At 68.3% G+C, this 17,034-nt stretch carries 21 protein-coding genes; 11 read left to right on the top strand and 10 right to left on the bottom strand.

Annotation, left to right across the window (positions count from 1 at the left end):
* Positions 1–52: 52 nt before the first annotated feature.
* Entirely contained in the window at positions 53–1,150 is a 1,098-nt protein-coding gene (locus tag C1924_RS14175; protein WP_108765878.1) for a Glu/Leu/Phe/Val dehydrogenase dimerization domain-containing protein, read from the bottom strand.
* 274 nt (positions 1,151–1,424) lie between these two features.
* On the opposite strand from C1924_RS14175, the gene C1924_RS14170 reads away from it, so the two are divergent.
* Positions 1,425–2,504: an HDOD domain-containing protein gene (locus tag C1924_RS14170; protein ID WP_108765877.1), complete on the top strand. Its 1,080-nt coding sequence runs from the start codon at positions 1,425–1,427 to the stop codon at positions 2,502–2,504.
* A gap of 3 nt (positions 2,505–2,507) precedes the next feature.
* On the opposite strand, the gene C1924_RS14165 is transcribed toward C1924_RS14170, so the two are convergent.
* The 3 genes from C1924_RS14165 to C1924_RS14155 all read right to left on the bottom strand — a co-directional run bounded on the left by C1924_RS14165 (position 2,508) and on the right by C1924_RS14155 (position 5,446).
* On the bottom strand, positions 2,508–4,052 hold the full coding sequence (locus tag C1924_RS14165) for a phospholipase D family protein (RefSeq protein WP_108765876.1): 1,545 nt from the start codon (positions 4,050–4,052) through the stop codon (positions 2,508–2,510).
* A gap of 148 nt (positions 4,053–4,200) precedes the next feature.
* Positions 4,201–4,899: an RNA pseudouridine synthase gene (locus C1924_RS14160; protein ID WP_108765875.1), complete on the bottom strand. Its 699-nt coding sequence runs from the start codon at positions 4,897–4,899 to the stop codon at positions 4,201–4,203.
* A gap of 46 nt (positions 4,900–4,945) precedes the next feature.
* The gene (locus C1924_RS14155; RefSeq protein ID WP_108765874.1) at positions 4,946–5,446 is read right to left on the bottom strand and encodes a M48 family metallopeptidase; all 501 of its coding nucleotides are present in this window, start codon (positions 5,444–5,446) and stop codon (positions 4,946–4,948) included.
* 62 nt (positions 5,447–5,508) lie between these two features.
* Here C1924_RS14155 and C1924_RS14150 point away from each other — a divergent pair, with 62 nt between their 5' ends.
* Together C1924_RS14150 and C1924_RS14145 are read left to right on the top strand one after the other, a co-directional pair.
* The gene (locus C1924_RS14150) at positions 5,509–6,066 is read left to right on the top strand and encodes a DUF2058 domain-containing protein (RefSeq protein ID WP_108765873.1); all 558 of its coding nucleotides are present in this window, start codon (positions 5,509–5,511) and stop codon (positions 6,064–6,066) included.
* A gap of 172 nt (positions 6,067–6,238) precedes the next feature.
* Entirely contained in the window at positions 6,239–6,505 is a 267-nt protein-coding gene (locus C1924_RS14145; protein ID WP_108750680.1) for a DksA/TraR family C4-type zinc finger protein, read from the top strand.
* A 537-nt stretch (positions 6,506–7,042) separates the two neighbouring features.
* Here C1924_RS14145 and C1924_RS14140 read toward each other — a convergent pair.
* Positions 7,043–7,636 carry a mechanosensitive ion channel family protein gene (locus C1924_RS14140; protein ID WP_108765872.1) on the bottom strand — a complete coding sequence of 198 codons (594 nt, stop codon included), beginning with the start codon at positions 7,634–7,636 and terminating at the stop codon, positions 7,043–7,045.
* 35 nt (positions 7,637–7,671) lie between these two features.
* The gene (locus C1924_RS14135; protein ID WP_108765871.1) at positions 7,672–7,851 is read right to left on the bottom strand and encodes a hypothetical protein; all 180 of its coding nucleotides are present in this window, start codon (positions 7,849–7,851) and stop codon (positions 7,672–7,674) included.
* Positions 7,852–7,976: 125 nt separating this feature from the next.
* Between C1924_RS14135 and C1924_RS14130 the strand changes: the two genes are divergently transcribed.
* The 3 genes from C1924_RS14130 to C1924_RS14120 are packed head-to-tail and all read left to right on the top strand — an operon-like array spanning position 7,977 to position 9,983.
* Entirely contained in the window at positions 7,977–8,555 is a 579-nt protein-coding gene (locus C1924_RS14130) for a sigma-70 family RNA polymerase sigma factor (protein ID WP_108765870.1), read from the top strand.
* Positions 8,552–9,091, top strand: coding sequence for a hypothetical protein (locus C1924_RS14125; RefSeq protein WP_108765869.1), 540 nt, complete (start codon positions 8,552–8,554; stop codon positions 9,089–9,091). The genes C1924_RS14130 and C1924_RS14125 overlap by 4 nt, the downstream gene beginning before the upstream one ends.
* A gap of 13 nt (positions 9,092–9,104) precedes the next feature.
* Complete coding sequence (locus C1924_RS14120) at positions 9,105–9,983, top strand: DUF4097 family beta strand repeat-containing protein (protein ID WP_108765868.1); 879 nt, start codon at positions 9,105–9,107, stop codon at positions 9,981–9,983.
* A gap of 48 nt (positions 9,984–10,031) precedes the next feature.
* Here C1924_RS14120 and C1924_RS14115 read toward each other — a convergent pair whose 3' ends face one another.
* From C1924_RS14115 to C1924_RS14105, 3 genes are all read right to left on the bottom strand, one after another.
* Positions 10,032–10,214: a hypothetical protein gene (locus C1924_RS14115; RefSeq protein ID WP_108765867.1), complete on the bottom strand. Its 183-nt coding sequence runs from the start codon at positions 10,212–10,214 to the stop codon at positions 10,032–10,034.
* Between the two features lie 11 nt (positions 10,215–10,225).
* The gene (locus tag C1924_RS14110) at positions 10,226–10,519 is read right to left on the bottom strand and encodes a YkgJ family cysteine cluster protein (protein ID WP_108747862.1); all 294 of its coding nucleotides are present in this window, start codon (positions 10,517–10,519) and stop codon (positions 10,226–10,228) included.
* Positions 10,520–10,747: 228 nt separating this feature from the next.
* Positions 10,748–12,109, bottom strand: coding sequence for an Hsp70 family protein (locus C1924_RS14105; protein WP_108765866.1), 1,362 nt, complete (start codon positions 12,107–12,109; stop codon positions 10,748–10,750).
* A 310-nt stretch (positions 12,110–12,419) separates the two neighbouring features.
* Here C1924_RS14105 and C1924_RS14100 point away from each other — a divergent pair, with 310 nt between their 5' ends.
* Positions 12,420–12,755: a zinc ribbon domain-containing protein YjdM gene (locus C1924_RS14100; RefSeq protein ID WP_108765865.1), complete on the top strand. Its 336-nt coding sequence runs from the start codon at positions 12,420–12,422 to the stop codon at positions 12,753–12,755.
* 7 nt (positions 12,756–12,762) lie between these two features.
* Here the strand turns inward: C1924_RS14100 and C1924_RS14095 are convergent, their stop codons facing one another.
* A complete protein-coding gene (locus C1924_RS14095) occupies positions 12,763–13,914 on the bottom strand; it encodes a transglutaminase domain-containing protein (RefSeq protein ID WP_108765864.1) in 1,152 nt (383 codons plus the stop codon).
* 230 nt (positions 13,915–14,144) lie between these two features.
* Here C1924_RS14095 and C1924_RS14090 point away from each other — a divergent pair, with 230 nt between their 5' ends.
* The 4 genes from C1924_RS14090 to C1924_RS14075 all read left to right on the top strand — a co-directional run bounded on the left by C1924_RS14090 (position 14,145) and on the right by C1924_RS14075 (position 17,018).
* Positions 14,145–14,747, top strand: coding sequence for a hypothetical protein (locus C1924_RS14090; protein ID WP_108765863.1), 603 nt, complete (start codon positions 14,145–14,147; stop codon positions 14,745–14,747).
* 58 nt (positions 14,748–14,805) lie between these two features.
* Entirely contained in the window at positions 14,806–14,979 is a 174-nt protein-coding gene (locus C1924_RS14085; RefSeq protein WP_108767069.1) for an oxidoreductase-like domain-containing protein, read from the top strand.
* Positions 14,976–15,593 carry a DUF998 domain-containing protein gene (locus C1924_RS14080; RefSeq protein ID WP_108765862.1) on the top strand — a complete coding sequence of 206 codons (618 nt, stop codon included), beginning with the start codon at positions 14,976–14,978 and terminating at the stop codon, positions 15,591–15,593. Before C1924_RS14085 ends, C1924_RS14080 begins: the two co-directional genes overlap by 4 nt.
* Before the next feature lie 78 nt (positions 15,594–15,671).
* Positions 15,672–17,018, top strand: coding sequence for an AcvB/VirJ family lysyl-phosphatidylglycerol hydrolase (locus C1924_RS14075; protein WP_254051142.1), 1,347 nt, complete (start codon positions 15,672–15,674; stop codon positions 17,016–17,018).
* Positions 17,019–17,034 lie beyond the last annotated feature (16 nt).

Raw genomic sequence — 17,034 nt, 5'->3', positions numbered from 1 at the left:
TTCATGCGGTTGCCGGCCAGCGGCCGGCACTACCTGATCGCGTGACCCGCGTTCAACCCCCGCGCAGGTTGCCCAGGCGCGGGGTGCTGCGGCCCAGCGGCATCTTCAGCTTGCCGATGGACAGGATGCGCGCCTCGGCGATGCGGTCGGCTGCGCGCTGCGGTGCGATGTTCTCGCGCTGGGACAGCTCGAAGATGCGGCTGAGGTTGTGGTAGATGCTGCGGATCAGGCGCATCGCACGTTCGCGGTTGTAGCCGTCGATCTCCAGCGACACATTCATCACGCCACCGGCGTTGACGGCGTAATCGGGTGCGTAGAGGATGCCGCGCGCATGCAGTTCATCGCCGATCTCCAGGCTGGAGAGCTGGTTGTTGGCGGTGCCACAGATGATCTTGGCCTTGATGCGCGGCAGGGTGTCGGCATTGATCGCGCCTTCCAGCGCGCACGGTGCGAACACGTCAGCGTTGACTTCGTGGATCTCGTCCGGCTTCACCGCCTCGGCCCCGAAATCGCTGACCGCACGATCAACCAGGCTGCTGTCCAGATCGGTCACGTAGAGCTTGGCACCACGGTCGCGCAGCAGCTTGACCAGCTCCATGCCGATGTGACCCAGGCCCTGCACCGCGATGCTGGTCTTGCCCACTTCCTCGTGGCCGAACTTGAAGCGCAGCGACGCCATCAGCGCCTGCAGCGCGCCATAGGCGGTGAACGGTGCCGGGTCGCCCGAGCCACCGTGGACCTGGTGCACGCCGGTCACGAACTGGCTTTCCAGGTAGATGTTTTCCATGTCATTGACGTCGGTGCCGACGTCCTCGGCGGTGATGTAGCGACCGCCCAGCGAATCCACATAGCGGCCGAAGGCGCGGAACAGCACCTCGGTCTTGTCCACCTTCGGGTCGCCGATGATGACCGCCTTGCCGCCACCGACGTTGAGGCCGGCCAATGCATTCTTGTAGGTCATCGTCCGGCTCAGCCGCAGCACGTCGGCCAGCGCTTCATCGGTGCTGGCGTAGGGGCGCATGCGTACGCCGCCCAGAGCCGGGCCCAGGGTGGTGTTGTGGATGGCGATGATCGCCTGCAGGCCAGCGTCGTGGCTGTGGCAGAACACAACCTGTTCGTGGCCGGTGGTGGCGAGGGTTTCGAATAGCATGGTGTCTCCGATGGCGCGATCAGCGGCGAACTGCAGCGAACTGCCAATGAACGGTAGGGTCCCAAAACAAAAAAAGCGACGTCGTCATGGCTGGGGGACGGGTCGCGCGGCGCCATTCTAGTCCATTCCCCCGGCATCTGCCGTGCAGATCCGAGCGGCCGGGGTTAAAGAAGCTGAAAGTCCGGCCGATGCAGCGTCGACGGCAGGTGGCCGATGTGAAGAACGCGCAGGGGCAGTCAGTGGCAGCAGCAGTGCAACGACAGGGCCGACCCGGATGAGGCCGGCCTGGTGGCAAACCCTGGTGGGGTGGGTGTCCCGGTTGACCGGCACCGGTGCGGTGCGTCTCGCCACGGCACCGCGGCAGGCCGTGGCCGCCGCCGCAGCCAGCCTGCAGGGCGAGGCGTTGCCGCCGGCGGAGATTGCCGCCCACCTGCAGCGCGGCCTGCATGCACTGGCGCTTTACCCGCATCTGCTGGGCGAGCCGTCAGGGGCGGCGCCGTCCGCACTGGCCGATGCGGTGGACCGCGCCCTGCAGGACCGTGACTGGGCGACCCGGCAGTTGCCGCGTCGCCCGCAGCTGCTGCCGCAGCTGATCCAGACGGTCAATGACGACGCAGCCTCGGCCCGGGTGATGGCCGCCATCATCGGTCAGGACCCGGTGCTGACCGGCAACCTGTTGCGCATCGCCAACAGCCCGGCCTACCGGGTGCACGAACGACCGGTGGACAGCCTGCAGCGGGCGGTCACCCTGGTCGGTACCGAGGGCGTGCGGCAGATCATCAGTGCCGTGCTGGTGCAGCCGGTCATGCAGGTGCAGTGCGAGGCATTCCCGCAGTTCAGCGCGATCATCTGGGAGCACGCGCTGCTGGCTTCACGCGCCGCGGCCGACCATGCGCGCACGGTCACCTTCGGCGATGCCTTCGCCGCCCAGTGGCTGGGCCTGGTGCAGGGGCTGGGAGCGGCCCTGGTGATGCGGCAGCTGCTGCAGGAAGCGCAGGCGCGCGGCGAGACCGTTGAGCCGGCGCTGGCGCTGGACCTCCTGCAGCGCTGGTCGCTGCCGCTGGCCCAGCGTGTGGCAGCGGCCTGGGACCTGCCCGAGCCGGTGCACCAGGCACTGGCAAGCGATGCCGAAGGCGCGCTGGCCGACAGCCTGCGCCTGGGCAGCGCGGCCGCCGCCGCCAGCCTGCTGTGCCGGCACGGCCATGGCCCCCAGGCGCGCATGCTGGCGCTTCTGGAACAGCTGCCCTCCGCACCACCGCATGCGCTGCGCTGGATCTGGCGACGACTGCACGGGCGCAACGTGGAAACCCTGGACGAAGCGCTGCACGACGCGCACGGCGAGGCCGGGGCCTGAGCGTTACAGCTGCGATTCCACCGGCAGCCAGCTGATCACCCGGGCGGTCAGGCGCGAGCCGAGATGGCTGCCGGGTTCCCGCCCCGCCCAATGCGGCGGAGGTTGCCGTTCGAGCCAGCGCAGCTCGTCCTCGGGCCCAAGCGCCAGCCACCAGCTGTGCAGGGGGTCGGCCAGGCGCAGGTACTCCTCGCGCAGCCGCGCGCCCAGCACCGGGTCGTCGAACAGCACGCCCATTTCCGTGTTGAGGTAAGCCGAACGCGGGTCGAGGTTGAACGAGCCCACGAAGCCGCGACGGTCGTCGATGACGAAGGCCTTGGTGTGCAGGCTGGCGCCGCTGCTGCCGAACAGGCTGGATTCGCCGGGCTCGCCGTGCGCCTTCAGCTCATACAGCTGCACGCCGGCTTTCAGCAGCGGCACCCGGTACTTCATGTAGCCACCGTGTACCGCCGCCACATCGTTGGCCGCCAGCGAATTGGTCACCACGCCCACCTGCGCCCCCCCTGCGGCCATCGCCGATAGTGCGCGCAGGCCCTCTTCGCCGGGCACGAAGTAGGGCGACACCAGCAGCGCGGTATGGCGGGTGGAATGCAGCTCCTTGACCAGCGCGCTGACCAGCCAGCCATCGCGCGCGTCGCCGCGATGCTTCATCGGCGGGTCGGAGAGGATGCGCACGTTGGTGCTCCAGTGCAGCGGATCCGGGGCCGGCTGGCGCAGCGCACGCGATGCCGCCACCCGTTGCAGGTAGGGCTGTGCCCGTGCGTGCAGCGCATCCAGATCGGACTGGCGCAGCAGCGCGCGCAGCTGGGCATCGGTGTAGCTGGCCAGTGCGTTGATCGGAATGGCCGCATCGCTGTTCCAGTAATCGTCGAAGATGCGGTTGGCCTGTTGCACCGCAGGTCCGGCGACCACCAGGTCCAGGTCCTGGAAATTCACATCGTTGCGCGCGCTGAAATATTCCTCGCCGATGTTGCGGCCACCGACGATGGCCACGCGGCCGTCGGCGATCCAGCTCTTGTTGTGCATGCGGTGGTTGACGCTGAAAGCGCGCTGGATCATTTCCAGCGTGCGGGCGATGCCGCTGCGGTTGCGGAACGGGTTGTACAGGCGGATCTCGATGCCGGGATGCGCATCAAGCGCCATCATCAGCGCGTCCTTGTCCTTGGCATTCATGTCATCGAGCAGAATGCGCACGCGCACGCCACGCTCGGCCGCGTCGTACAGCGCCTTGGCCATCAGGTGGCCGACCAGATCGTCGTGCCAGATGTAGTACTGCAGGTCCAGGCTGCGGCCCGCCTGCTCGGTGATCTTCGCGCGTGCCGCGAAGGCATCCAGGCCGTCGCTGAGGAAGGCCACACCCGACTGCCCGGGCCGTGCTTCCTGTTCGGGAACCAGCTGCCGGTCGATCACCGTCTGCGCCGGCTGCAGCGGCAGCACGTGCGAGACCGTTCCGCGCGCCTGCGGTGTCAGGTGGTCGGCCAGCAGCAGGCCGGAAAGTACCAGCAGCACCAGCGCAGCAACGATGATGGCAACGATACGCAGCAGGCTCATGCCACCATGCTAGTAGATCCACGCCACGCGTGGATGGCTTCGGCCGGCAAAGCGGGGTCGGATCCCTTGCCGCAGGCAAGGGCTCTGACCCCGGAATGTTGGATGGGGTCAGAGCCCTTGCCTGCGGCAAGGGATCCGACCCCGGACCTCAGAACCGCTCGTCGCTGCCCAGGTACCGCCACTGCCCCGGCGGCAGCGGCCCCAGTGCCACGCGACCGATGCGCAGGCGGCGCACTGCGGTCACCTGCAGCCCAGCGTTGCCCACTGCCGTCCGCAGACCCTTGGCGGTCAGGCCCTTGCCGGCAAAGCGCAGGCGCTGCTCGCTCTGCCAGCTGACCTTGGCCCCGCCCGATTCCTGCTGCAGCCGCGCCATCAGCCACGGTCCGCGTTCGGGGCCACCTTCGGCCACTTCCACCAGGTACTCCTGTTCGGTGCGGCCCAGGTTGCGCTGCAGGTGGGCGAGGGTGGCCGGGTCCTGGCTGACCACCACCAGGCCACTGTCGGCGGCCGGCAGCGACGCCGCCAGCTGCAGGCCATGGAAGTGACGCTGCAGCGATCGGATGTCACTGGCATCGAGTTCGCTGCGCGTGCTGCTGCTGACCAGCGCGCACAGCGTCTCGGCGGGCACCCCGGCGGGCTTGTTCAGCAGCATGCTGACCCGCTCGGCCTTGCTGTCTTCGGCCTGTTCGGCCACTGCGACCACTGCGCTTTCATCAACCGGTCGCTGCGGTTGTTCGACCACCTCGCCGTCAACCGTGACCCAGCCGCCCTCGATGTAGCGGCGTGCTTCGCCGCGGGGGATCCCGAGCTGGGCGGACAGGCGTTTGTCGAGGCGGATCGGTTCCATGGCAGGCAGGTCGGTCAGGGGCGCGCAGTGTAGCCGCTGCGGCCGGTCAGCGTTGGCTGCGGTTGGCCAGCTCGGTCAGGTACAGGCGGGTATCGAACTCCAGCTGCAGGTAGTCCGGTTCCATGTGCTGGCACAGCTGGTAGAACGCCTTGTTGTGGTCGGCTTCCTTCAGGTGGGCCAGCTCATGCACCACGATCATGCGCAGGAAGGCTGCCGGTGCCTGGCGGAACACCGTGGCGATGCGGATCTCGCGGCTGGCCTTCAGACGCCCGCCATGCACGCGGGAAATGGCGGTATGGGTGCCCAGCGCGTGCTTGATGACTTCCAGCGTGTTGTCGTAGCAGACCTTGTTGAGCGGTACCGATTTGCGCAGATAGCGGTCCTTCAGTTCCTGGGTGTAGTCGTACAGCTGGCGGTCGCTGCGCACCTCGTGCGGGTCGGGGTAGCGCTGCTGCAGCCAGGGGCCGAGCCGGCCCTGGGCCAGCAGTTCGCTGACCTGGGCGACCAGGGGGTCGGGATAGCCGGTGAGGTACTTCAGGACAGCCATGCAGGGGCGGCGGGGCGTCGGTAGAATGGGGCATCCAAGATTACACGCGGTACGCAACGACCATGGCAAAGCCCAACGCGCTGCAGGAACAATTGCTCAAGGCCGGCCTGGCCAAGAAGTCGCAGGCCAGCAACGCCGCGCGCGAGCAGGCCAAGGCCCGCCAGGGCAAGGCCGAATCGACCTCGGCCGAGGTCCAGCGCGAAGCTGAACGTGTCCGCGCCGAAAAGGTCGAACGCGACCGTGCGCTGGCCGCGGAGCGCAATGCCCTGGCCAAGCAGGCTGAACGGAAGGCGCAGGCGAAGCAGATCATCACGGCCCATGCCGTGCCCCACAAAGGCGATGACGAATACCGCTTCAGCGATGGCGCGGCCATCCGCACCCTGCTGATCGATCCCAAACTGCGCAAGGCGCTGTCGGTGGGTGTGCTGGTTATCGTCGCCAACGGCGAGAGCTACGCATTGCTGCCGCGTGCAGCTGCCGAGAAGGTGCGCGAACGTGCGCCGGAAGCGATCATCGTCGACCACGGCCAGCCGGGCTCGAGCGCCGAGATTTCCACCGGCAATGCCGAGGACGACGCCTACTACGCCCAGTTCCAGGTACCCGACGACCTGGTCTGGTAACGCCAAAGGAGGGGACGGAGGGGTTTAAGTCGCAATCGGCTTGATCGGACCCCGTCAGCATTCCCTCAGCTTGCTGAAGCCCCGCCGAGCATGGCTCGGCGCTACAGCAAGGCGCTCCTTTTTGGTGGGTGTATCGTCCCCATATCAGGCGACACACCTGCGGAGGATGGGCATGGCCACCGGTTGGGCGGGAGACGGCGCGGTCCAGGACCAGATCGACGCCACCGTTGATGATGCGATTGCCCGTGCGCGGCGCCAGTTGCGCCAGGGCCCGGGTCTTGAACACTGTGAGGAATGCGACGCGCCCATTCCCCTGGCGCGGCGGCAGGCTGTGCCCGGCGTCCGTCTGTGCGTGGCCTGCCAGCAGGCGCTGGACGACGAAGAGCAGGCGCACGCCGGCTACAACCGGCGCGGTAGCAAGGACAGCCAGTTGAGGTAAGGGAGTCTTTATTGCGGGGCTGCGCCCTGCACCCGCTCAATACAACGGCAACGTCAAAAGCCGAAGCGGCGTTCCGCGGGATGGCGGGGCGGTGTGGGCTTGCAGGACACGCCGTAAACCCGTCCATGGGGGCTCGATGGCGCCATCCATGGCGCCAACGGTCCTGCAAGCCCACACCGCCCCGCCTCTGACAGATTCCGTGTGCTGTTGGTAGGTGTCGACCTTGGTCGACACGATTTTTTCTGTCAGATATCGATATTCAAACTGGGGTCAGAGCCCGTTGCGCAGCAACGGGATCCGACCCCATGCCGTTCCGACAGCCCGCGGGAAACTGTCGAAGGCGGGGTGGGTCCGGTTGAGGGGGCGTGAGCGCCATGGATGGCGCGACCGAGGCTACATGGACGTATTCACGCCGTCCCCCTCAACCGGACCCACCCTGCCAACCGACGGAAATCCAGCTTTTGACGTTGACGTTGCCGGCCAGCGGCCGGCACTACCGCAGGTGCAGGGCGCAGCCCTGCAAAGAAAAACCACCCCTCAGCCGTCGCCCTGGATCCCGCCCGGGGCGTGCGAGGGATCGCGCCAGCGCCGCACCGTGCGCTGGAAGAACAGGTTGTTCGGCAGCTGCAGCACCGTGCCCTCGTGGCCCTCGCCGGTTTCCTGCAGCGTCGTGTAGATCAGGTTCACGTCGATCACCCGGCCTTTCAGGTCCGGCTTCTCGCCGTTCTCCAGCACCTCGATGTAGTCATGCAGGCGGAACGGACGGGTGGTGAAGATCAACAGCGTGCAGAAGATGTTGGACAGCACGCTCCATGCCGCGAAGAACGCCACCGCGCCCACCGCGGCAAAACCGGTGAAGGCCGTCCACAGCACCGACGGCGAAGTGCCCAGCAGGCTGAGGATGTACAGCAGCGCGCTGAAATAGACCACGAAACTGGTGATCCGACGCGCGCCCATCGCCATCTCCGGCGGCAGCGTGTAGTGGTCGGCGAAGCGGCGGATCAGGCGGCGGGCAAGTACCCGCAGCAACCAGGCGATCACCAGCACCAGCGCGATCTGCAGGGCGATACCCAGGTAGTTCAGCCATGGGTGGCTCCAGGCCGGCAGGTGATCTTTCAGCGACAACATCATGGGGCGACAACACGTGGCGGTAACGGCCCTTGATGTTACCCGGCGACTGCCGGGGTTTCGACCGGGCCGGTCCATGCCAGGCACGCCAGCGCCTGATGATGCTGCTGCAGGCAGGCCCCGGTGCGGTCGGCGCTCAGCTGCAGCGACAGATCCAGGGCCTGCAGCACGACGCAGGCGACGATCACCAGCAGGGCGGCGCAGGAGGAACTGGACATGGCAGGGCTCCGGGGGCTGTTTTCAGCAAGGACCCTGCATGGATGCAGCCAGCGCCGAAAAGGTTGCAATGCCGCCGCCGTCAATGGGCCTTAAACCTTTTTCCGGGTGGCCGCATCCAAGCGATATGCTCGACACCACCATGCCCGCGCCGCCCGCTGCCAACGACGCCACCGACGAACCCGCCCTGGTGCGGGCAGCGGCGGCAGGCGACGTCAGCGCTTACGAACAGCTCTACCGGCGCCATTCGCCGCGTGTGTTCGCTGTGTTGTGGCGCCTGTGTGGTGGCCAGCAGGCGCGCGCCGAAGATGCCCTGCAGGAAGCGTTCCTGCAGGCGTGGAAGGCGCTGCCCGGGTTCCGTTTCGAGAGCAGCCTGTCGACCTGGCTGCACCGGCTGGGCGTGAACGCGGCCCTGATGGAACTGCGGGGCCGCGCGGGCGGGCAGGACCACGACAGCCTGGACGACGTCGACGCCGATGTGCAGGCGCTGGCCGTGCATGACCGCTGCGCCGGCACCGAACGCGATCTGGAGCGCGCGTTGGCGACCTTGCCACCACGCGCCCGTGCAGTGCTGGTGCTGCACGATATCGAGGGCTGGAAACACCAGGAAATCGCCGAACAGCTGCAGATGGCTGTCGGCAGTTCCAAGGCACAGCTGCACCGCGCGCGTGGCTTGTTGCGCATGCGCCTGGGAGACATGACATGAGTGACCACGAAACCGACCACACCCCTGACCCCGTGCTGCAGGCGCGCCTGCGGGCACTGCCCGACCAGCGCATGCCACCGGCCGATGGCTGGGCGCGCCTGGCAGCCCGGTTGCCCCCGCGCGAGGCGCCCACCGCAGTGGAGCAGGCGGACAACGTCGTGGCCCTGCCGCGGCGTGCCCGCTCACGCGGGTGGCTGCCGGTCGGTGCCGCGCTGGCTGCCAGCCTGGCGGTCTACACCGTAGGCCCGTGGCGGCAGGCACCGCAGCCGGCGCCGGCGCCATCGATCCTGCAGCTGCAGGCGGCGGCAATGACCGAACAGTACCGGCAGGCCGTGGCATCGCTGCCCGCTACCCGCGCGGCGGAATGGCAGCCGGCCCTGCATGAACTGGATGAAAGTGCGGCGCAGATCCGCGCCGCGCTGGCGCAGGATCCGCGCGCACCGCACCTGCTTGGACAGCTCAAGCGGACCTACACATTGCGGCTGGAATTGACCCGGCAGGCGGCGCAGGCCGCCGCGGCCGGCCTGACAACCTGAGGAGAACCATCCCATGCGAACCTATTTCCCGCTCTGCGCCGCGTTGCTGCTGCTGCCTTCGCTGGCCCTGGCCGATACGCGCGTCGATGAGCGCCACACCCTCGCCAGCGGGGGACGCATCGAACTGAGCAACGTGGCCGGCAAGGTCACGGTACGCGGTTGGGACCGCAATGAGGTGCAGCTGACCGGCAGCCTGGGCGATGGCCTGCAGCTGCGCCAGGAAAAGAGCGCCAACCGCGTGCGCTGGGAAGTGGAATACCCGCGGCGCCACACCACCGGCACGGCCACCCTGGTGTTGAACGTGCCGCGTTCTTCGGAACTGCTGCTCAGCACGGTCAGCGCCGACCAGGACATCAGCGGCATCGATGTGCGCCGGCTGCAGGCTGATACGGTCAGTGGCAGCCTCACTGCGGCGGGGCGCAGTGGTGACAGCAAGCTCAACACGGTCAGCGGCAATGTCATCGCCAAGCTGCAGACGCCGCGCCTGGACGTGAACACGGTCAGTGGACGCATCGAGGCCGGTGGCGGCGTGTCCGGCGACATCGGCGCGCAGACGGTGTCCGGACGGGTCGGGGTGGATGCCGGCCGCGTCCAGCGCCTGGCGGTGGAGACGGTCTCGGGCGGCATTGATCTGTCCGCCGCGGGCCTGGTGCCGGGCGGTCGCATCAACGTCGAATCGGTCAGTGCGTCGGTCAACCTGCGGTTGCCCGCCAACGTTTCGGCCCAGCTGTCGGTGAACAGCTTTGCCGGCGCGATCAACAGTGATGCCGGCACCGTGGAGCGGCCGCGCTATGGGCCGGGCAGCAACCTGGACACGAAGCTGGGCAGCGGCGACGGTGACATCCGCATCCAGTCGCATTCGGGCAGTGTGCGGGTGCGCCTGGACCGCTGAGCGCGGCCCGGCAGGCCGCGGCGGCAGCGCCGCCGCGGTCAGGGTGGGTCAGCTGGCTTTCTTCAGCGACCAGGTGGTGCCAAGCACTTCGATCTTGCCACCGCTCTTGCGGAACGCGGCCAGATCGGACGCAATCGAATCGCTGCTGACCGTGGTGCTGGCGGCCGCGCCCTTGCGTTCGCTGCGGATGCTGTTGGTAGCCTTCGCGGGGGTCTTTGCCTTGCGGGGCATGGTTGCTCCTGTCAGGTGGAAGGGGAGGAAAGCGACCAGGCATCGGCCTGTCGCAGGTAATCCTGCCGCTCGCGGCGGCAGTCATCGCCGCCCATCGAAAACTGGCGGCAGATCGCCGGGCGCTGCGAATAGATCGTGCAGCGCAGGTGATAGGGATCGATCGCCGCGCACCAGCCCTCATCATTGCGCGCCATCACGGCACGGCCGTGCCTGTCGCGCGAGGTATACTGGCGGGGCACGTCGTCGCCGGCCTGCAGCAGCACGGGCAACCGGCAACAGACCGCGTCACAACGGCGGCAGTCGATGGGTGCAGGTGCTTCTTCAGGTTGTGCGGCCACAGGGGCCAGGCGGGTGCCCAAAGCGGGTCTCGATGGCGGCTCGGGTAGTACGCGGACCATGAACGAGCCAGAAGGCATGGCCGCAAGGCCCGCTGGGCGGGCCGGGCCCTACCCGGGTACACACACCGGCGCAGCCGGCGGAAGGTAGAGCCCTATCAAGCCTACCGAGGGTAGCAAAGTCCGCGTAACGTTTTGTTAATCCCGGCTGGCTGCCGCCAGCGCCAGGCCCTGGACCACGCCCAGCGAGGGCTCGCCATGGACCATGCGGGCGCCCGGGAAGGCCTCGGCCGCCGCCTGGCGCAGGTAGCCGGCGCGGGACATGCCGCCGGTCAGGAACACCGCGTCGGGGTCCCCGCCGATGTCGCTGCGGACCTGGGCCAGCAGCTCGCGGATCTGGGCCAGGTAGCCGGAGGCGGCGCTGGCCAGGCCTTCGGTGCTGCTGTCGGCATGCAGATCGCGGGCGATGTAGTCCAGCGTGCTGCGGTGGCTGGGGCTGCTGCTGAGGGCGATCTTGGCGCGTTCGACGTCGCGGTACAGGCGCGCGGTATTGCCGGTGTCCTGCAGTGCCTGCAGGCGCGAGCCGTACGGGTCATCGACGTGGTCGTACTTGTGCTGGCGGAAATCGCGCTGGCGGGTCATGTCCTGCACGGTGGCCGCTTCCACGTAGTGGTGGGCGGGTACGCGGGTGATGCCGCGGCCGAACAGCGGCATGTAGCTGGACAGGCTTAGCGACAGGTCGATATCGGTACCGCCACGGGCAATACCCCAGGCGCGGTGGATGCGCGGGGCGGCATCGCCGCCCACTTCGGCGTGGGCGATGTCGGTGGTGCCGCCGCCGATATCGACGATGACGGCCTGGTGCCGCTCGCGGCTTTCGGCGTGGTAGTGCATGGCCGCCGCCGCCGGTTCTTCGAGGAAGTCGATCTGGTCGAAGCCGGCCTGGGTGGCGGCCTCGCGCAGGATGTCCAGCGCCTGTTCGTTGCCGGCTGCGCCGATGGAGCTGCGGAACTGCACCGGCCGGCCCAGCAGGGCTGCGCGCAGCGGCTGGCCGAGCTGGGCGCTGGCGGTCAGGCGGATGTGTTCGAGGATGTGCGCGGCGATGCCGGTGATGGTCTGGCGTGCGCGCGGGTGCAGGTTGTAGCCGAGCATCGATTTCGGGCTCTGCACCAGGTTGCCTTCGTGTTCCTCGAAGTAGGCTTCCAGCGCGTCGTCGCCGTAGATGGCGTTCTGCAGCAGGTCGCTGGCGCTGCGTTCCTTGCCGGCACGGGCTTCCATCCATTCGCGGCGCAGGGCGCGCAGGGCTTCGCGGCGCAATGCCTGCGGGGTGCGTTCCTGGCCGGCGGCGCGGGCCGCGCGGGCGGCGCTGTCGATCATCTGCTGCAGTTCGTGTTCCTGGCCGGCGTCGAGCTGGAAGTCGTCCGGGTCGGGCACCACGCCGGGGAAGTAGACGCTGGTGCGGAACTGTTCGGCGTCGCCGAAGCGGATCGGCAGCAGCTGTCCATCGCGGACGATGGCGGCGGCGGAGTTGCTGGTACCGAAGTCGATGCCAAGGCGCATGGGAAGGTCCAGGGACGTGCGGGGGCCGCGCACTCTGCTGCAGTTCGGGTCTTCCTGCAAGTTCCTGTCGGCTTCGGTTGGGTTCAGCGCCTCCCTGCTACGGGTTAAGCCGAGGGGGCGGCCGGAGCAGGACACGCCGTAAACCCATCCATGGGGGCTCGTAGGCGCCATCCATGGCGCCTGCGGTCCTGCTCCGCATGGCCCATCGCCTCAAACCGGTATCAACAGAGGCGCCACACGCCGGAAAAAATGGAAGCACGGACCCGCCGGTTACAATGGCGGCCGTTGATTCATTTTGAGGTACTTGCTGATGTCGTCCGTTCCCGCCTGCCCGCAGTGCACCCTGGAAAACACCTACGCCGATGGCGCGCTGTGGATCTGCGCCGACTGCGGCTTCGAGTGGACCGCCGATGAAAGCGCCGGCTCGACCCTGGTCGTGCGGGACAGCAACGGCAACACTCTTCAGGCCGGGGACACGGTCACCGTCATCAAGGACCTGAAGGTCAAAGGGTCGTCCATCCCGCTGAAGCAGGGCACAGTCATCCGCAACATCCGCCTGGTCGAAGACGATGCCGAACACATCGAAGGCAACTCGGACAAGATCAAGGGCTTGGTGCTGAAGACCTGTTTCCTCAAGAAGGCCTGAGCCACCCTCAGCGCCGCGCCTGCTGCGTTCGCAGACGGGCCAGACCGTCCAGCTTGGCCTGGTAGCGCTGCTGGTTGCTGCTGCCACCCAGGGCGCGTGCCCGCATCAGTTCGTGGTCGGCACGCGCCATCTGGCCACTGAGGAAGTACGCACGCGCCAGCCCGAAATGGAACTGGTGCGCGCTGTCGTACAACCGTACCGCACGCCGGTAGTACCGGATTGCCGTGGCCAGGTCGCCGCTGCGCTCCGCCGCGGCACCGGCGATGTACTGCGCGAACGGATCATCGCGCTGCACCACCTCCAGGCGCCTCTCCAGCGCCTGCGCCTGCGCGACCAGGCCCAGGCGGCGGTACAGCACACTGGCGTTGATCAACGCCGAATCCTCGCGCGCATCCAGCTGCAGCGCCTTTTCCAGCGCCGCGCGCGCACCGGCCAGGTCGCCCTCGCGGCTGTCCAGCACGCCGAGGTTGTTCCAGGTGGCCGCGAACTCCGGTGCCTGCACCAGCGCGGCGTTGAAGAAAGCCCGCGCGCCCACGTTGTCGCCGACAGTCATGCGTTCGGCGCCCCGGTTGTTGTAGAAGTGCGCCAGCGCCCGGTCCAGGCTGATCGGCTGCGGGCCGCGCCGGTCGTAGAGGACGTTGCGGTCCAGGTCGACGGTACCGCTGCGTCCGTCCACCTGCACGCCCACGTTGACGTGGCCCACGCTGTAGACCACGCCCTGGTTCTGATCCTGGTACCAGGACACCACGCGGTCCACCTCCTGCACCCGCGCCTGGATGCCGGCCTCGCGCGCCAGCGTGGCGAACAGCAGGGTGAACGCGAGGCAGTTGGCCTGCCGCTTCTGCCAGATTTCCGGCAGCGTGTAGGTAGCATTGGGGTCGTACTGCAGGTCCATCGCCTGCGCGCCGAAGATCATCTCGACCAGCGCCTGCAGGCGCTGCTCGCGCCCGCTGTGGCGCGCGATCACGCGTTCCCGCAGCATCTGCCGCAGCGGCGCGGGAACGGCCAGCACCTGGGACGGGGCAGGGACGCTGGCCACCGCGACCGGCGCGGCCGGGGCCACATACGGCGCAGGCGGCGGGGGATCCTGGGCGAGGGCAGCCGACGCGCCCGTGGCAGCCAGCAGAGAGGCAAGGCAACAAGCGGCGAGACGGCGCATCGCAGTTCCCGGCAGCGGCGGGCAGCCCCGCCTGCCGGCAGTGTAGACCTGCGCAGGCCCGCCGCAACCCACCGCTGGTCGGCATCCCACGTTCATCCACACCGGGTGTGGACCAGCCCGCGACAAAGCTGTGGACAACCCGATGCCAGCCTTGCCCGGCAAGCGATGTGAGTGCCTGGTGAAAAATTGACCAGCTTGCCCGCAGCGGCTGCCGGCGGGATGATCCCTGCATGGACTTCGCCCCGATTCCGCTTGCACCGGCACAGTGGCAGACGCTGCAGGATGCCTACGCCACGCCGCCGCGTGCCTACCACCACTTCGGTCACGTGCGCGCAGTGCTGCAGCATTGCCAGGACGTGGCGGCCGGGCCGGGCTGGCAGCACCCGGCCGAGGTGTACCTGGCGGTGCTGTACCACGACGCCATCTACCAAGCGGGGCGCAAGGACAACGAAGCGCGTTCGGCCGAACTGGCGCGCCGGGCCATTGTGCAGGCACCGGAGCTGGCCGGCGTGGATGCGGCACGGGTGGAACAGCTGATCCTGCTGACCGCGCGCCACGGTGAACTGGGACCGGACGACGTGGATGCCGAGGCCGCGCTGTTCCTGGATTGCGACATGGCCATCCTAGCTGCGCCCGAAGCGGTGTTTACCGCCTACGACCGTGGCGTGGCCGAGGAATACAAGGGCGTGGTGCCGGGCTTCCTCTATCGCGCCGGCCGCCGCCGGTTCCTGCAGGGCCTGCTGCGTGCGCCGCGCATCTTCCTCAGCGATTTCTTCCACCAGCGGCTGGACGCCGCCGCGCGCGCCAACCTGCGGCGTCAGCTGGACGCCTGAGCGCTGCCGTTACACTGGGCGCCTGTCTGCAACGCCGTGCCTGCCTGTGACCGACCTCGTGTCTGTGCCTGATCCCGATCCGCGTCCGCTGCCGCCGGAAGAACCCGGCCCCAACGAGTGCTGTGGCAGTGGCTGCCCGCTGTGCGTGCTCGACCTGTATTCGGACGAGCTGCAGCGCTATCGCAAAGCGCTGTCGGAATGGCTGGCGCGCCACCCGCAGGAGGCGCCATGACGCGCGCGCGGCCGGCGGCGCTGCTGGCCCTGGTGGCGCTGGTGTTGTTCACCGCCACGGCCGTGTGGACCCAGTTCGCGCGTGGCGATCTTGACTGGGTGCAGGCCACCCTGAGCCTGTATCTGCATGGCCCCTGGGGGCTGGCCCTGCGCAGCGCCTACTGCCTGCTGGCGCTGGCCATCGCGGTGCTGGGCATCGCCCTGTACCGGCACTGCACGGGGCCGCGCCGCAGTGCCGCCGCGCCGTTGCTGTTCACTGTGGCTGCGCTCGGCCTGGCGACGGTGTCCATCGGCGACAGCTGGTTGCCGCAGGCCACACCACTGCTGGCGCCGCTGGTGCATGGCCTGGCCGCCAACACGGCGTTCCTGTGCGCCAGCGTCGGCATGCTGCTGCAGTCGTGGTACCTGCGCCGCGAACCGGGCTGGCAACGCAGTGCGGCCCTGCTGTGGGGCTGGGCGTGGCTGGCGTTCGTGCTGCTGTGGCTGCACGTGCTGTGGCGTGCGGGTCCACCGCGCGGCGTGGGCCAGAAGACGGTGATCGTGGTGATCGTCGGCTGGCTGCTGTGGCTGGCCGCAAGCCTGTACCAGCGCAGCCGCCGCATCGACGCCCACTGAAACCCCAATGGCCTGCACGGGTACGTGCCGTGCACGCGGCGCCGGCGTATCGTGTGCGCATTCCACCGGGGATGCGATATGAAGCGTGCAGGGCTGTGCAGGGCAATGGGTGTGGTGCTGGCGCTGGCAGCGTGGCCGGCCATGGCGGCGGGCAATGTGCAGCAGTTCAGCCACGGGCGCTTCGACCAGATTCCAGTGCACATGCCGGCAGGCACACCGCAGCGTGTGGTGATCTGGTTCCATGAGCCGACGGCCGGTGGCGATACCAGCCGCCTGCCGATTGAAGCGCTGCGCGCCGACGGTGCCCTGGTGGCTGCGGTGGATATCGCCCACCTGCGCGGCGTGCTCAAGCGCGAAGGCAACCCGACGTGTTCATTCGGTGCGGGCGACGTCGAGAACTTCTCGCGTTGGCTGCAGGCGTCGCTGCATCTGCCGGGTTACCACCTTCCGCTGGTGGGCGGTGATGGCGAAGGCGCCGAAGTGGCCTATACCCTGGCCGCGCAGGCCGACACCCAGGTGTTTGCCGGGCTGCTGACCACCGGCTTCTGCCCCGACCACAGCCACGAGCGCATGGTCTGCGGCGATGGCGTGAAGCACAACAGGCTGCAGCCGGCCGAACTGAATTTCCCGTGGCTGAGTGCGGCCGGCGGCACGGGCTGCAAGGCCGGCCAGGCCAGCCCGTTCGTGCAGCAGGTGGCGATGGCCCGTGAGTTCAAGCGCACCGCACGCGGTGATGCCTCGCCTGGCCTGGTGGCTGCGGCGCGGGTGGTCGGCGCACAGGCCGGCGTGAGCCTGGCGCCGCCGCCGGACGCGCTGAAGGGCCTGCCGGTGGTGGAAGTGCCGGCCGCCGGCAATGGCGACACCCTGGCGGTGTTCGTGTCGGGCGACGGCGGCTGGGCAGGCCTGGACAAAAATGTGGCCACCTCGCTCAGCGAACATGGTGTGGCCGTGGTCGGCATCGATTCACTGCGGTATTTCTGGAGCGAGCGCACGCCGAAGGGCTTTGCCCTCGACCTGCAGAAGATCGTCGCCCACTACAGGCAGCAGTGGCACCGCGACAAGGTGATGCTGGTGGGTTTCTCGCAGGGCGCCGATGTCCTGCCGGCCACCATCAACCAGCTCGATGCGGGTACCCTCGGCAGCGTCGAGCGCATCGCGTTGTTGTCGGTAGGGCGCAAGGCGGATTTCGAGTTCCACGTCAGCAACTGGCTCGGCGGCGGTGGTGGCGGCCTGCCCATCGCACCGGAAGTGGCGAAACTGCCGGCGGCCATCACCCTGTGCGTGTATGGCGAGAAGGATGAGGACGCGCTGTGCCCGGACCTGCCGGCCAACGATGGCGTGCAGAAGGTGAAGCTGCCGGGCGACCATCACTTCAATGGTGACTATGACCGCCTGGCGGATGTGATCCTCAAGGGCGGTGCGTAGAGCGTGCGAACCAACG

This window comes from Stenotrophomonas sp. ESTM1D_MKCIP4_1 (assembly GCF_003086895.1).
Lineage (GTDB): Bacteria > Pseudomonadota > Gammaproteobacteria > Xanthomonadales > Xanthomonadaceae > Stenotrophomonas.
This window is presented reverse-complemented; position numbering and strand designations above follow the sequence as displayed.

Coding starts and splice junctions, on each gene's coding strand:
- C1924_RS14125 (WP_108765869.1), top strand. CDS start 8,552: ATGAGTGACCACGAAACCGACCACACCCCTGACCCCGTGCTGCAGGCG.
- C1924_RS14080 (WP_108765862.1), top strand. CDS start 14,976: ATGACGCGCGCGCGGCCGGCGGCGCTGCTGGCCCTGGTGGCGCTGGTG.
- C1924_RS14170 (WP_108765877.1), top strand. CDS start 1,425: ATGAGGCCGGCCTGGTGGCAAACCCTGGTGGGGTGGGTGTCCCGGTTG.
- C1924_RS14095 (WP_108765864.1), bottom strand. CDS start 13,914: ATGCGCCGTCTCGCCGCTTGTTGCCTTGCCTCTCTGCTGGCTGCCACG.
- C1924_RS14145 (WP_108750680.1), top strand. CDS start 6,239: ATGGCCACCGGTTGGGCGGGAGACGGCGCGGTCCAGGACCAGATCGAC.
- C1924_RS14120 (WP_108765868.1), top strand. CDS start 9,105: ATGCGAACCTATTTCCCGCTCTGCGCCGCGTTGCTGCTGCTGCCTTCG.
- C1924_RS14090 (WP_108765863.1), top strand. CDS start 14,145: ATGGACTTCGCCCCGATTCCGCTTGCACCGGCACAGTGGCAGACGCTG.
- C1924_RS14150 (WP_108765873.1), top strand. CDS start 5,509: ATGGCAAAGCCCAACGCGCTGCAGGAACAATTGCTCAAGGCCGGCCTG.
- C1924_RS14175 (WP_108765878.1), bottom strand. CDS start 1,150: ATGCTATTCGAAACCCTCGCCACCACCGGCCACGAACAGGTTGTGTTC.
- C1924_RS14140 (WP_108765872.1), bottom strand. CDS start 7,636: ATGATGTTGTCGCTGAAAGATCACCTGCCGGCCTGGAGCCACCCATGG.
- C1924_RS14135 (WP_108765871.1), bottom strand. CDS start 7,851: ATGTCCAGTTCCTCCTGCGCCGCCCTGCTGGTGATCGTCGCCTGCGTC.
- C1924_RS14115 (WP_108765867.1), bottom strand. CDS start 10,214: ATGCCCCGCAAGGCAAAGACCCCCGCGAAGGCTACCAACAGCATCCGC.
- C1924_RS14165 (WP_108765876.1), bottom strand. CDS start 4,052: ATGAGCCTGCTGCGTATCGTTGCCATCATCGTTGCTGCGCTGGTGCTG.
- C1924_RS14130 (WP_108765870.1), top strand. CDS start 7,977: ATGCTCGACACCACCATGCCCGCGCCGCCCGCTGCCAACGACGCCACC.
- C1924_RS14075 (WP_254051142.1), top strand. CDS start 15,672: ATGAAGCGTGCAGGGCTGTGCAGGGCAATGGGTGTGGTGCTGGCGCTG.
- C1924_RS14105 (WP_108765866.1), bottom strand. CDS start 12,109: ATGCGCCTTGGCATCGACTTCGGTACCAGCAACTCCGCCGCCGCCATC.
- C1924_RS14160 (WP_108765875.1), bottom strand. CDS start 4,899: ATGGAACCGATCCGCCTCGACAAACGCCTGTCCGCCCAGCTCGGGATC.
- C1924_RS14155 (WP_108765874.1), bottom strand. CDS start 5,446: ATGGCTGTCCTGAAGTACCTCACCGGCTATCCCGACCCCCTGGTCGCC.
- C1924_RS14100 (WP_108765865.1), top strand. CDS start 12,420: ATGTCGTCCGTTCCCGCCTGCCCGCAGTGCACCCTGGAAAACACCTAC.